Source organism: Paraburkholderia terrae, from assembly GCF_002902925.1.
GTDB classification, from domain to species: Bacteria; Pseudomonadota; Gammaproteobacteria; order Burkholderiales; family Burkholderiaceae; genus Paraburkholderia; species Paraburkholderia terrae.
Map to the genome: position 1 here is coordinate 1,073,765 of NZ_CP026111.1, position 13,055 is coordinate 1,086,819.

The following is a 13,055-nucleotide window of genomic DNA, read 5'->3' on the forward strand; positions in this document are numbered from 1 at the left end:
TACGCGCCCGGCGACTGGATGCGCCGATGCGGCTTGCCGGTCGAGTTCATCGAGAGACCGGGTCAATGACGGAACAGTAAAACGGCAACGAGCAACGCTTGCCGTGATGGTCGCAGTCAGGCGCTCTCGCCGTTTCGACGGCGCGAGCACGGAATCCTCGATAACAACGGAGACGCATCGCCATGGCCTACATCTACTATCTGACGCACATTCATCTCGGCTACGACGCGCTCGCGCAGTTGCCAGCCGAGTGCGAGCGTTCCGGTATCAGGCGGCCGCTCGTGGTGACGGACAAGGGTGTGATGGCAGCGGGCGTCGCGCAGCAGGCAATTGACGCGTTGAAGCTGCCCGGCGTGCCCATCTTCGACGATACGCCGTCGAACCCCACGGAAGCGATGGTGATGGCGGCCGCGCAGCGCTATCGGGACGAAGGCTGCGACGGGCTGGTGGCGATAGGCGGCGGCTCGTCGATCGATCTTGCCAAGGGCGTTGCGATCATGGCGACGCATCCGGGCACGATGACGGATTACGCGACGATCGAAGGCGGCAGCGCTCGGATCACCGACAAGGCCGCGCCGCTGATCGCGATTCCGACCACGGCGGGCACGGGCAGCGAAGTGGCGCGCGGCGCGATCGTGATTCTGAACGACGGCCGCAAGCTCGGCTTCCATTCGTGGCATCTGCTGCCGAAGGCGGCTATCTGCGATCCGGGCCTCACGCTCGGCCTGCCGCCGTCGCTAACGGCCGCGACGGGCATGGACGCGATCGCGCACTGCATCGAAACGTTTCTTGCGCCTTCGTTCAATCCGCCCGCCGACGGCATCGCGCTCGACGGACTAGAGCGCGCCTGGGCGAACATCGAGCTCGCAACGCGCGACGGCCAGAACCGCGACGCGCGCCTGCATATGATGAGCGCGTCGATGCAGGGCGCCATGGCGTTCCAGAAAGGACTCGGCTGCGTGCATTCGCTGTCGCATCCGCTCGGCGGTGTGTCGGTCAACGGACGCACGTCGCTGCATCACGGCACGCTGAACGCCGTCGTGCTGCCCGCCGTGCTGCGCTTCAACGAAAGCGCGCCGTCCGTCGTTGAGAACCGCCGCTATGCGCGCATGCGTCGCGTGATGAATCTGCCGGACAACGCCGATCTCGCGGCAGCTTTGCACGACATGACCGCGCGCCTCGGGCTGCCGACGGGCCTGAAGCAAATGGGCGTCGACGAAAGTGCGTTCGACAAGGTCATCAAGGGCGCGCTCGCCGATCATTGCCACAAGACGAATCCACGCGAAGCGACGGCCGACGATTATCGGCGGATGCTGATCGAGTCGATGTAAGCGCCGTTCCTTCATCCAACCGCACACGACATGAACAAACCCGCTCCCGCGCCGCGCACGGCTTATCCGCACTTCCTGTCCATTGCCACGCGCTGGATGGATAACGACGTCTACGGCCACGTGAACAACGTCGTCTATTACAGCTACTTCGATACCGTCGTGAACGAGTATCTGATTCGCAGCGGCGTGCTCGATATCGAGCACGGCACGACGATCGGCCTCGTCGTCGAGACGCAGTGCAACTACTTTGCGCCGATCGTGTTTCCGGATCGTATCGATGCGGGCCTGCGCGTCGTGCGGCTTGGCACGTCGAGCGTGCGTTACGAAGTGGGGCTTTTCAGGGAAGGCGACGCCGAGCCCGCCGCGCAAGGACATTTTGTGCATGTCTATGTGGATCGCGAAACGCGGCGTCCCGTTGCATTGCCCGACAGGCTGCGCGCGGCGCTCGAACCGTTGCTCGTCGTGAAAGGCGTGCAAGACGCGCAAGCGGGCTGACGCGTGCAGTCGTTCGTCATCGATGCGCTGAACGGCGTGAGCTACGGCTTGCTGCTGTTCATGTTATCGGCGGGATTGACGCTGATTTTCAGCATGCTCGGCGTGCTGAACTTCGCGCACGCGAGCTTCTACATGCTCGGTGCGTATGTCGGCTTTTCCGTCGCGGCGCGCGCGGGGTTCTGGTGGGCGCTCATCGTCGCGCCGCTCGTCGTCGGGCTGATGGGCGCGGCGCTCGAACGGTGGCTGCTGCGGCGTGTGCGGCCTCACGGGCATCTGGCAGAGTTGCTGCTGACATTCGGCGCGGCCTATCTGATCGGCGAGGGCGTCAAGCTCGTCTGGGGCTTGCAGGCGCTGAGCGCCGCTGTGCCGACAGCGCTCGATGGTCCGCTGCTCGATGTGTACGGCGGCGCGTTCTCGCGCTATCGCGCGTTCATGATGGCCGTCGCGATTGCGATGCTGGTTGTGTTGCACGCGGTGCTGCGCGTGTCGAAAGCGGGGTTGATCGTGCGCGCGGCGCTCACGCATCCGCACGCCGTCGAAGCGCTCGGCCACGACGTGCCGCGCGTCTTCACGGGCGTGTTCGCGGCGGGTACGGCGCTCGCCGCGCTGGCGGGCGTGATCGGCGCGCCGCTGTTCGTGCTCGAACCGGCGATGGCTGAATCGGTGGGGTCGATCGTGTTCGTCGTGGTTGTGATCGGCGGGCTGGGGTCGCTCGGCGGCGCGCTGGTGGCGTCGCTGGTGATCGGCTGCGTGCAGACCTTCGCGGTCGCTACCGATATTCCGCTTGGCGAGCTGTTCGGCGACTTCGACAACGCATTGCCCGCTGCATGGAGCGCGCTGACGCTCGCGCAACTCGCGCCGCTCGTGCCGTATCTGCTGCTCGTCGCCATGCTGGCCGTGCGCTCGCGCGGCTTCTTCGGACAACGCGACGACGATGCGTGACGTAAATCAGCCACACGACGCGCAGCCCGCATCGCCGCGTAGACCGACATGGCGCGCTGCGTTGCCGTGGGCCGCGCTCGCGGCGCTGCTCATCCTGCCGCCGTGCATATCGACGCAAAGCTGGCTCGTCGCCTGGCTCGCGCAGACGGCCGCGATGATCGTGTTCGCGCTGTCGTACAACCTGCTGCTCGGCGGCGCGGGGCTGTTGTCGTTCGGGCATGCGGCATCGTCGGGCATCGGCGCGCTGATCGCCGCGCATCTGTTCAATCGCGTCGGCGTGCCGTTGCCGCTGCTGCCGTTGATGGGCGGTATCGGTGGCGCGCTGTTCGGCGCGCTGTATGGGCTTGTCGCGACGCGCCGCGCAGGCACCGCGTTCGCGATGATCACGCTCGGCATCGGCGAACTCGTCGCTGCGGCGGCCTGGACCTTGCCCGACTGGTTCGGCGGAGAAGCGGGCGTCGCGATCGACCGTACGGCGGGCATCGCGGTGCCGGGTCTTACGTTCGGCCCTGTGCGCGAAGCCTACGCGCTGATCGCGTTGTGGTGCGCGCTCGCCGTGATCGCGATGTACCTGCTGTCGCGCACGCCGTTCATGCGGCTCGCGAATGCCGTGCGCGACAACCCGGTTCGCGCGGCGGCTATCGGTTGCTTTCCGCGTCGTGTGCGTTACGACGTCGTTGTGTGGTCGTCGTTTTTTGCGGGCATCGCGGGGACGCTCGGGCTGATCAATGTCGAACTGGTATCGACGGAAAGCGTCGGCATGCTGCGCTCGGGTTCGGTGCTGATCGCGACGGTGATCGGCGGAAGCGGGGCGTTTTTTGGGCCGGTGGCGGGCGCCGTCGTGCTGACGTTTTTCAGCGTCGTCGTGGCGAGCACGACGCGCGCGTGGCTGCTGTATCTCGGGTTGTTCTTCGTGGTCGTGGTGGTGTGCGCACCTGACGGCATCGCGGGATGGATGCGGCGTCAAACCGCCCGCATTTCACGCGATGGCTGGCGCGTCTGCCTGCCGTGGTTTGCTTGCCGGATGGCGAGCGTATGCGCGTGGTCGCTTGCCGTTGTGCTGTGCGTGCAATGGGCGTACGCGCAACGCTTCGGCACGGAAGAGCGCGCGGGTCTCTTCACGACGATCGATGCTGCATGGCTCACGGCATCCGTGCTGTGCCTCGCCGCGATTGGCTGGCTGACGATGCGCGTGGCTGCGCGTATCGACGGAACGCTCAACGACGAAACGCGCGCGGAGGTCAGCGAATGATTCCCGCCATCGCCGTGCGACGTCTCGACAAGCGCTTCGGCGCAACGCGCATTCTGCGCGGCGTCGATCTCATGGTCGAGCCGCACGAACGTCACGCGCTGATCGGACCGAACGGCGCGGGCAAATCGACGCTCTTCAACCTGATCGCGGGCGCGGCGCGGCCGAGCGCGGGCTGCATCGAACTGTATGGCGCGGACATCACGCGTCTCGCGCCTGCGGCGATCTGCCGTCGCGGACTCGCTCGCAGTTTTCAGACGACGAGTTTCTTCGCGAAGCTCAGCGTCTTCGACAACCTGCGTTGTGCCGCGCAGATCGCGAATCGCGACCGCATGCGCTGGTGGCAGCGCTATACCGCGACGCGCGAGGGTGACGAGCACGCCGAGCAAGTGCTGGACGCTGTCGGTCTGGGTGAACGTCGCGACGTCATCGCGGGCACGTTGAGTTACGCGGACCAACGTGCGCTCGATCTGGGGCTGGCGCTAGCGAGCGGCGCACATACGCTGCTGCTCGACGAGCCGACGGCGGGCATGAACCGCGCCGAGGCGGCGCGCGCCGTCGAGCTGATCCGCGCGGCGACGGCGGGCCGCACGCTGTTGATGGTCGAGCACGACATGGACGTTGTGTTTGGTCTCGCGGATCGCATCAGCGTGCTCGTGCAAGGCGAGGTGATCGCGACGGGCACGCCGGACGCGATTCGCGCCGACCCCGCCGTGCGCGCGGCCTACCTGGGCGATATCGGCGAAGCTGGTGACGCCGCTCGGGGAGCCGCGCGATGAACCCATTGCTGGAGATTCGCGATCTGCGCGCATGGTACGGCGCGAGCCAGGCGTTGCACGGCGTGGACTTGCATATCGAGGCGGGCGAAGCCGTCGCGCTTGCGGGCCGCAACGGCTCGGGCCGCTCGACGCTGGCGAAGGCGATCATGGGTTTCGTGCGTACGCAAGGCGCGGTCCGTTTCGCCGGACAGCCGGTGGAAGGCCGGCGTGCGTTCGAGATCGCGCGGCTTGGCATTGGCTATGTGCCCGAACAGCGCGATGTATTTCCGACGCTGACGGTCCACGAAAACCTGCAACTGGGCCTCAAGCCGCGCAACGGCAGACGCGCTGCGCGCTTCACACTCGACGACGCGCACACGCTTTTTCCCGTGCTGCGCGAACGTGCGCGAACGAAGGCGGGCGCGTTGTCGGGCGGCGAGCAGCAGATGCTTTCGGTGGCGCGCGCGTTGCTGGGTGACCCTGATCTGATTGTGATCGACGAGCCGACGGAAGGACTCGCGGGTCAGGTCGTCGCGCAGCTTGCAGCGGCATTGAAGCTGCTGCGCGAGCGCGGGGTCGCGATGCTGTTGATCGAGCAGCGGCTCGTGATTGCAGATCGGATTGCTAGCCGTATCGCGGTGATGGGGCATGGCGAGATCGTGTTCGACGGATCGCTGGAATTGTTTCGGGCGCGGCCCGACGTGGCGCGCGAATGGCTTGGCGTGGGGTGATTTCGGATCGTATTATTTCGGTTCTCTGTTTTGGCTTGCACAGCCGTTTGGTTTTTGCTGGTATTCGCGATGCGGTTGGGTTTTTTTGCTGTTTCGCTGGGATCCGCGTTATGCCTCGTGGTGCGGCGGTTTGGTTGTTCTAGTCTGTGCGCTGGCATCCGCGATTCGTTAGCGTGCTTCACGCGTCGCCCCTGTGCGGGGCGGCACCTACTTTTCTTTGCCGCCGCAAAGAAAAGTAGGCAAAAGAAAGCGGCTAACACCGCCAATTCTTGTTCTTGCCTGAGGGCCCCCACAGGGTCCTACGCTTCACACGGCAACGCCCTTATTCGCGTGTGTTGCCAACGCTTCGAATGAGCGCCTCACCCGCTTCGGATACCCGTACCCGGGCCAGCGGCAGCGAATGGTATGTGCCGCCCAGGTGGCAAACTGTGTGTAGGTTGTCGCGTCGTATGCGTAAGCGCTCTTACAGGGTGAGACGCGTGCGCTATCGGTCCGGAGTGGGCGTGTGTGAGGTACTACGGCCGACACACAGTTTGCCACCTGGGCGGCGGTGGACTATCTGGCAAGGCATGCTGAAACGCGGGGGCGTGAAGCGGGTGAGGCGCACTGCAAGAGCGCTGGCAACGAAGTTGAATCGAGAAGTTGCCGCGAGAAGTAAGGGACCGGTTGGGGGCCCTCAGGCAAACACAAGAACTGGCGGTGTTAGCCGCTTTCTTTTGCCTACTTTTCTTTGCGGCGGCAAAGAAAAGTAGGTGCCGCCCCGCACAGGGGCGACGCTTGAAGCACGAAGGCATAACGCGGATGCCAGCGCAAAGGCAAACACACCGAACGGCAACGCGTGAAGCACGAAGGCAAAGCGCGGATGCCAGCGCACAGGCTAGAACGACCAAACAGCCGGGCCGCGAAGGCAAAGCGCGGATGCCAGCGAAAAACCAAACCAAACAGCGTCGCAGACCAAAACCTAACCCTTCGAATCCCGCTCAACAATCCACTCATGCCGCGGATCATTCTTGAAATGCCAGGTACGAGTCGGCCCAGCCATGACATTAAGATAATAAGAGTCATACCCATAAGGCACAACGACAGGATGATACCCACGCGGCACCATCACGACATCGTGATCCTCAACCGCGAGAGACTCATCGATATCCCGCTCATCGGTATACACGCGTTGAAAAGCAAACCCTTGCGGCGGACTAAGCCGATGATAGTAAGTCTCTTCAAGAAAGCTTTCGGCAGGAATGTTATTGGTATCGTGCTTATGCGGCGGATAGCTGGACGAATGTCCACCCGGCGTACGCACCTCAACCACCAGCAGTGATTCAGCAGTCTCAGTCTGCGGAAGAATATCGCACACATACCGCGTATTCGCGCCCTTACCCCGCACTGACCGCTTCATCTGCGAAGACTCGATCAACCGCGCAGGGTATTCGCCCTTGGCAGGCGCACTAGCCACACCCACCTCCGCACGCCGGTTAGCGCGAACAATAGCCCGCACACCAGGCGGCAAATAAACCGCCACAGGCGCGCTGTCCTCGAACACGCTGTCACGCGAACCAAGCCCAGTCCACGTCTGCGCATCGGTTTCAATATCAACGGCACCCGCCATCACAACAATACACACCTCACGCGACGCTTCCAGCACATGCACGACCTCGTTCGGCTCCATCCGGTAAGCGGCGAATCCAACATACTTCCAGCCCGCCGTTTCAGGCGTCACGCGCGCGATCGTCTGGCCTTCGCGCTGTGCCTTCACAAGCAAACTCATGCTGCCTCCTGTGCGACATCGAGGGGCGCATCGACGAGCGTGCGCAACGTGCGATAACCCTTCTGCGCATAAGCATACGACGGCGCGACGGCCGGGTCCTGCTCCGCCTCGACGACAAGCCAGCCGCGATAACCGTGACGCTTCAACGTATCGATAATCGCGGAAAAATCGACGGCGCCGTCACCTGGCACCGTGAACGCGCCCGCAATCACCGCATCGAGAAAACTCCAGTTGCGATTGCGCGCGAGCTTCATCACGGCAGGGCGCACGTCCTTGCAATGCACGTGACACACACGGCCGACATGCCGGTTGAGCACCGCAAGCGCGTCGCCGCCCGCAAACGTGATGTGGCCCGCGTCGAACAGCAGGCCGACATCGTCGGTAGTCAATGCCATCAGACGATCGACGTCGGCGGCAGTTTCGACATACGCGCCCATGTGATGGTGATACGCGACGCGCACGCCCTTGCTCAATGTATAGCGTGCAAATTCATTCAGGCGCTTTGCGTACGTGTTCCATTGCTCATCGGTGAAAAAGCGCGGCCGCTGATACATCGGCAACGGCGAGCCCTGGATCGTGTTATGCACTTCGCCGTAGACCATCACCGTCGCGCCGTTCTTCGCGAGCAACTCCAGATGCGAATCGGCGGCCTTGCACTCGTCCTCAATGCTGCGGCTGAAATCCGCGAGCCGTCCCGAATACCATCCGGACACGAGCGACAAATCATACTGTTTGAACAACGCCTTCAACGCCTCAGGCTCGCGCGGAAACTTGTTCCCAAGCTCGAACCCCTGATAGCCGATTTCGCGTCCTTCCGTGAGGGCGACGTCGAGCGGCGTCTCGCCGCCGAGCGACGGCAGATCGTCGTTCATCCACGACAGCGGATTGATGCCGATGCGTACTTCGAACTGGCTCATGTGCGCTTCCTCACTCATTGTCTTTGCTACGCGCGCTGATATGCGCTTCGTAATCGGCGCGTGCCTTGCGCACGCCTTCGCGCTGCGACACTTCGGGCACCGCGACTTCCCACCACCAGCCGCCTTCGTCCGTCGTGCGCGCGGCGTCGGTGTCGATGCAGACCAGGTACGTGCGGTCCGCAGCGCGGGCACGTTGCATCGCCGCTTCGAGTTCCTGCACGTTCGCTACGTGCTCCGCTTGCGCGCCCATCGCGCGCGCGTGCGCGGCGAAGTCGATTGTCGGTGCGCCGGGCGCGCCTTGCACGCAGTCGTCGAACATGTTGTTGAACGGCGCGCCGCCGCAGGCCTGCTGCAAGCGGTTGATGCAGCCATAGCCGCGATTGTCGAGCACCACGACGATCAGCTTCGCGCCCAGCATCACAGATGTAGCGATCTCGCTGTTCATCATCAGATAGCTGCCGTCGCCGACCATCACGATCACTTCGCGCTCGGGCCGCGCGAGCTTGGCGCCGAGCCCGCCGGCGATCTCGTAGCCCATGCACGAATAGCCGTATTCGACGTGGTACGCGCCGGGACGTCCGGCGCGCCACAGCTTGTGCAGTTCGGCGGGCAGCGTGCCCGCTGCGCAGACGACGATGTCGTCCGTCGTCGAGTGCTCGCTCGAACGCTGCACCGCGCCGATCACGTCGGCGTCGTAGGGAAGGGCGTTATCGCGTTGCGGCGCGTGCGTGAGCTTCTGCACGATGTCGCGCCATTCGTTCGCACGCTGCTGCGCGTGTGACGTCCACGCCGCGTCTGCTTGCCAGCCTTCCAGTCGTGAGGACAACGCTTCGAGCGCAAGCCGCGCATCGGCCTCCACGATGCAGCCACGATGCTTGATGGCGTCGAACGCATTTGCGTTGATGCCGATCACCCGCGCGTGCGTGAAGAGCGTGTTCGAACCCGTCGTGAAGTCCTGCAGACGCGTGCCGACAGCCAGCACGCAATCGGCTTCGTGCGCGATCTCATTTGCGCCGGGCGATCCCGTTACGCCGAGCGAGCCGAGATTCAGCGGATCGTCCCACGCGAGCGCGCTCTTGCCCGCTTGGGTCTCCGCAACGGGAATGCCATGGCGCGTCGCGAACGCTTTCAATGCATCCGTTGCGCGACCATAGAGCACACCGCCGCCCGCGACGATCATCGGTTGCTTCGCGTTACGCAGAATCGCGAGCGCTTCGTCGAGTTCATGCTCGACGGGCGCGGGCGCATGCAGCTTCACCACGCGCGGCGCGAAGAAATCGGCGGGGTAGTCGTACGCGGTGGCCTGCACGTCTTGCGGAAGTGCCAGCGTCACAGGACCGCACAGCGCGGCATCCGTCAGCACACGAATCGCGCGCGGTAATGCGTTGAGCAATTGCGCCGGATGCACGATGCGGTCGAAGTAGCGCGACACGGGCTTGAACGCATCGTTGGCGGAGATGCCGCCGTCGTGGAAGTCTTCGACCTGCTGCAACACCGGGTCCGGCGCGCGCGACACGAAAACATCGCCGGGCAGCAGCAACACAGGCAAGCGGTTCACATGCGCGAGCGCCGCTGCCGTGACGAGGTTCGTCGCGCCGGGACCGATGGAAGTCGTGACGGCCATCATCCGTCGCCGGAAGTTCGCCTTTGCGAAGGCGATCGCGCTGTGCGCCATCGCCTGTTCGTTGTGCGCGCGATAAGTCGGCAGCTCATGTCGATATTGATAGAGCGCCTCGCCGAGGCCCGCGACATTGCCATGCCCGAAGATCGCGAACACGCCGCCGAACAGCGGCTCGGTGCCCGTGCCGTCTTCCGTCTCGACGCGTTGCGCGGCGAGATAGCGGACCACGGCCTGCGCGGCCGTCAGACGGATCGTGCCGTCCGCCGATACCTGCGGGGCCATTTCAGGCGAGGTCGTCACATCGTGATGCAACGCACGTTGGTTCATGCTGCCTGCTCCTGACGGATGGTATGCGAACCCGCCGCATGCGCTGTGCCACGGCTTTCGCGCCACGAGCGGATCAGCGTTTCGAACGTGCGGCGCACGCGGGCGATCACTTCGTCGTCGTCGATCTGTCCCGCGAGCCATGCCTGGCTCGCCTCGTAATGAATCGTGCGGCCAACGGTGAAGCCCTTGCAGGTCTTCGATTGCGCTGCCGCGCGGAAGCCTTCGATCATCTGCTCGACGGGTGCCGACAGGCCGAGCAGCACGACGCCGCGGCAGTACGGATCGCGTTCCTGGATCAGCGCATCGACAGCTTGCCACTGCGACGCTTCCATCGGTTCGAGCTTCCACCACTCCGGATAGAGGCCGATGTTGTAGAGCCGCTTCAACGCGCGATAGACGATATCCGGTCCGCCGGGCAAGCTCTTCGGCGGAATCACTTCGAGCAGCAGTTCGTGGCCGGACTCCTGCACGGCATCGTAGAGCGCGCGCAGTTGCGCTTCCTGTTCGAGGCGCTGTTCGATCGGCTCATCGGGATGAAACTGGACGAGGCACTTCACCACATGCTCGCGCGGCCAGCTGGCGAGCGTCGTGCCGATCGAGCGTCCGTGATCGAAGACGAGTGGCACGGAACCCGGCAATTCGACGGGTCGACCGATCCACCAGCCGCGGCCTGTTGCTGCGTTCAACGCATCCTGGCCGTAGCGATCGTCGATCAGCACCGCCGTCTTGCCTTGCAAGCCAAGTGCCTCTTCGGTTTGCGCGACGGCTTCGACGAACAGGCTCTTCAGCTTCGAAATGCGCGAGAGGTCCGCCCCCGTCTGCTGCGCAAGTTCGAAAAACTGGTTGCGATGATCGAAGGCGAAGCCGAGCACTTCGTCGTAGGTCTTGCGCGCGGGTGTCACGCGATGCAGTCGCGCGAGCGTCGCGTCGCGATCGGGGCGGCGCATGCGCGCCGGGTCCGCTTTCGCTTCGCGCAGGAAGTAGTCGAGTTCGGCGGGCGTCGGCATCGCGGGCGCGCAGCCGTGGCGCGACACGACCAAGGCGCCGCTCGCATTCGCCGCGCGCGCGCAGGCTTCGAGCGGCTCATCGCGCAGCCAGCCCGACAGGAAGCCGGATGCAAACGCATCGCCTGCGCCGAGCACGTTCAGCACTTCGACTTCGACGCCGCCTTGAATCGGCGCATCGTCGATCGAAGCGGGCACGTCGCCGTCGATGATCTGGCAGCCGAGCGGCCCGCGCTTCACGACGAGCGTCGCGGGCGTCACCTTGCGTACTTCCCGCAGGCATTCGATCAGCGAGTCCTTGCCGCCCGCAATCCGGAACTCTTCTTCGGTGCCGATCACGAGATCGAAGAGGGGCAGGATGCCTTGAATATGCGCGCTTACGCTTTCGTTCGCGACGAAGCGCGTTTCGCCATCGGCCTTGCCTGTGAGTCCCCACAACACCGGGCGATAGTCGATGTCGAGCACGGTGCGCACGTCGTTGCTGCGCGCGTGTTCCAGTGCGCGGCGGCTCGTGCGGTTCACCTGTTCAGTCGAGAAGTGCGTGCCCGTAATCAGCAGCGCTTTCGATGACGCAATGTAGGCCTCGTCGAAGTCCGCTTCGTCGACGGCCATGTCCGCGCAATTCTCGCGATAGAAAATCAGCGGAAACGTGTCGCGGTCTTTCAGGCCGAGCAGTACGAGTGCTGTGAGCCGTTCCTGATCGACGCGCACGTTGCTGACGTCGCAGCCTTCCTTCGTCAGCGTCTCGGTGAGGAAGCGGCCCATGTGGTCGTTGCCGACGCGCGCGAGCATCGATGCATTCAGGCCGAGCCGCGCGCAGCCGAACGCGATGTTCGCCGATGAGCCGCCCAGGTACTTCGCGAAGGTCGAGACGTCTTCGAGGCGGGAGCCGACCTGTTGCGCGTATAGATCGACGGCAAGTCGGCCTAGGCAGATGATGTCGCGGCTGCGGCCCGCCGCGAAGCGGCTCGCGTTCTGAGGCGTGGGTTTACTGGTAAGAGCCATGAGTGTGTCCTGAGTGTGCTGGCAGCAGATGAGTGCGAGGTGCGGCAGCTCTGCATGGGACCAGAGTAAGGCGCTAAAGCGCCAACTCTGGTCGACAGCTGATCAAATCGTCGCGCCTTCGAGTTCGCCGATCATCTTCTGCATTTCGGCGCCGCCCGCCATCATGTCGAGCACTTCATCCTTCGTAATGGTTTCTTTCGTGTACGTGCCCATCGACTTGCCGCGGTTGAGCAGCGTGAACGAATCGCCGATCGGGTACGCGTGATGCACGTTGTGCGTGATGAAGATCACGGAGATGCCTTTCGCGCGCGCCTTGTGAATCAGCTTGAGCACGTTGAAGCTCTGCTTCACGCCGAGCGCGGCCGTCGGCTCGTCGAGAATCAGCACGCGTGCGCCGAAGTGAATCGCGCGCGCAATCGCAAGACACTGCCGTTCGCCGCCCGACATCGTGCCAATCGGTTGATGCGGGTCGCGCACGTTGATGCCCATTTCAGCGAGCTTTTCGCGTGCGATGGTCGCGCTCGTTTCGAGGTCCATCACGTTGACGAGGCCGAAGAGCTTTTTCTGCGGCTCGCGTCCCATGAAGAAGTTGCGTGCGACGGAAAGCAGCGGTACCAGCGCGAGATCCTGATACACGGTTGCGATGCCCATATCGAGCGCATCGCTCGGCGATTCGAACAGCACTTTCTTGCCGTCCACGAGGTAGTCGCCGGCAGAGGGTTGATGCACGCCCGCGAGCGTCTTGATGAGCGTCGATTTGCCCGCGCCGTTGTCGCCGAGCAGGCAGTGGACTTCGCCGCGCCGCAGGCGCAGCGTGACGCCCGAGAGCGCGATCACCTTGCCGAAGTACTTGCTGACGTTTTCGAGCGACAGGATGATGTCGTCTTGCTTGAGAGTGTCGGACATG

At 64.0% G+C, this 13,055-nt stretch carries 11 protein-coding genes; 6 read left to right on the forward strand and 5 right to left on the reverse strand.

Annotated features, from left to right (window positions below; all coding sequences use genetic code 11):
* Positions 1–182: 182 nt before the first annotated feature.
* From C2L65_RS04865 to C2L65_RS04890, 6 genes are read left to right on the forward strand one after another with little or no spacing between them, the layout of a single operon-like run.
* The gene (locus tag C2L65_RS04865; RefSeq protein WP_042307023.1) at positions 183–1,331 is read left to right on the forward strand and encodes an iron-containing alcohol dehydrogenase; all 1,149 of its coding nucleotides are present in this window, start codon (positions 183–185) and stop codon (positions 1,329–1,331) included.
* Between the two features lie 30 nt (positions 1,332–1,361).
* A complete protein-coding gene (locus C2L65_RS04870) occupies positions 1,362–1,826 on the forward strand; it encodes an acyl-CoA thioesterase (RefSeq protein ID WP_042307026.1) in 465 nt (154 codons plus the stop codon).
* A 3-nt stretch (positions 1,827–1,829) separates the two neighbouring features.
* Positions 1,830–2,768: a branched-chain amino acid ABC transporter permease gene (locus tag C2L65_RS04875; protein ID WP_042307028.1), complete on the forward strand. Its 939-nt coding sequence runs from the start codon at positions 1,830–1,832 to the stop codon at positions 2,766–2,768.
* A complete protein-coding gene (locus tag C2L65_RS04880) occupies positions 2,761–4,020 on the forward strand; it encodes a branched-chain amino acid ABC transporter permease (protein ID WP_042307029.1) in 1,260 nt (419 codons plus the stop codon). Before C2L65_RS04875 ends, C2L65_RS04880 begins: the two co-directional genes overlap by 8 nt.
* Positions 4,017–4,796, forward strand: coding sequence for an ABC transporter ATP-binding protein (locus tag C2L65_RS04885; RefSeq protein ID WP_042307031.1), 780 nt, complete (start codon positions 4,017–4,019; stop codon positions 4,794–4,796). The genes C2L65_RS04880 and C2L65_RS04885 overlap by 4 nt, the downstream gene beginning before the upstream one ends.
* Positions 4,793–5,506: an ABC transporter ATP-binding protein gene (locus C2L65_RS04890; protein WP_042307033.1), complete on the forward strand. Its 714-nt coding sequence runs from the start codon at positions 4,793–4,795 to the stop codon at positions 5,504–5,506. Before C2L65_RS04885 ends, C2L65_RS04890 begins: the two co-directional genes overlap by 4 nt.
* A 961-nt stretch (positions 5,507–6,467) precedes the next feature.
* Here C2L65_RS04890 and iolB read toward each other — a convergent pair.
* From iolB to C2L65_RS04915, 5 genes are all read right to left on the reverse strand, one after another.
* Positions 6,468–7,274: a 5-deoxy-glucuronate isomerase gene (gene iolB, locus C2L65_RS04895; RefSeq protein ID WP_042307035.1), complete on the reverse strand. Its 807-nt coding sequence runs from the start codon at positions 7,272–7,274 to the stop codon at positions 6,468–6,470.
* Entirely contained in the window at positions 7,271–8,191 is a 921-nt protein-coding gene (gene iolE / locus C2L65_RS04900; RefSeq protein ID WP_042307054.1) for a myo-inosose-2 dehydratase, read from the reverse strand. Before iolE ends, iolB begins: the two co-directional genes overlap by 4 nt.
* A 10-nt stretch (positions 8,192–8,201) precedes the next feature.
* Positions 8,202–10,139 (reverse strand): 3D-(3,5/4)-trihydroxycyclohexane-1,2-dione acylhydrolase (decyclizing), encoded by a 1,938-nt coding sequence (gene iolD, locus C2L65_RS04905; RefSeq protein WP_042307037.1) that lies wholly within the window; start codon positions 10,137–10,139, stop codon positions 8,202–8,204.
* Positions 10,136–12,148: a bifunctional 5-dehydro-2-deoxygluconokinase/5-dehydro-2-deoxyphosphogluconate aldolase gene (locus tag C2L65_RS04910; protein ID WP_042307039.1), complete on the reverse strand. Its 2,013-nt coding sequence runs from the start codon at positions 12,146–12,148 to the stop codon at positions 10,136–10,138. The genes iolD and C2L65_RS04910 overlap by 4 nt, the downstream gene beginning before the upstream one ends.
* Positions 12,149–12,250: 102 nt before the next feature.
* Entirely contained in the window at positions 12,251–13,054 is an 804-nt protein-coding gene (locus C2L65_RS04915) for an ATP-binding cassette domain-containing protein (protein ID WP_042307057.1), read from the reverse strand.
* Position 13,055: the final 1 nt, after the last annotated feature.

Coding starts and splice junctions, on each gene's coding strand:
- C2L65_RS04865 (WP_042307023.1), top strand. CDS start 183: ATGGCCTACATCTACTATCTGACGCACATTCATCTCGGCTACGACGCG.
- C2L65_RS04870 (WP_042307026.1), top strand. CDS start 1,362: ATGAACAAACCCGCTCCCGCGCCGCGCACGGCTTATCCGCACTTCCTG.
- C2L65_RS04880 (WP_042307029.1), top strand. CDS start 2,761: ATGCGTGACGTAAATCAGCCACACGACGCGCAGCCCGCATCGCCGCGT.
- C2L65_RS04885 (WP_042307031.1), top strand. CDS start 4,017: ATGATTCCCGCCATCGCCGTGCGACGTCTCGACAAGCGCTTCGGCGCA.
- C2L65_RS04890 (WP_042307033.1), top strand. CDS start 4,793: ATGAACCCATTGCTGGAGATTCGCGATCTGCGCGCATGGTACGGCGCG.
- iolB (WP_042307035.1), bottom strand. CDS start 7,274: ATGAGTTTGCTTGTGAAGGCACAGCGCGAAGGCCAGACGATCGCGCGC.
- iolE (WP_042307054.1), bottom strand. CDS start 8,191: ATGAGCCAGTTCGAAGTACGCATCGGCATCAATCCGCTGTCGTGGATG.
- iolD (WP_042307037.1), bottom strand. CDS start 10,139: ATGAACCAACGTGCGTTGCATCACGATGTGACGACCTCGCCTGAAATG.
- C2L65_RS04910 (WP_042307039.1), bottom strand. CDS start 12,148: ATGGCTCTTACCAGTAAACCCACGCCTCAGAACGCGAGCCGCTTCGCG.
- C2L65_RS04915 (WP_042307057.1), bottom strand. CDS start 13,054: ATGTCCGACACTCTCAAGCAAGACGACATCATCCTGTCGCTCGAAAAC.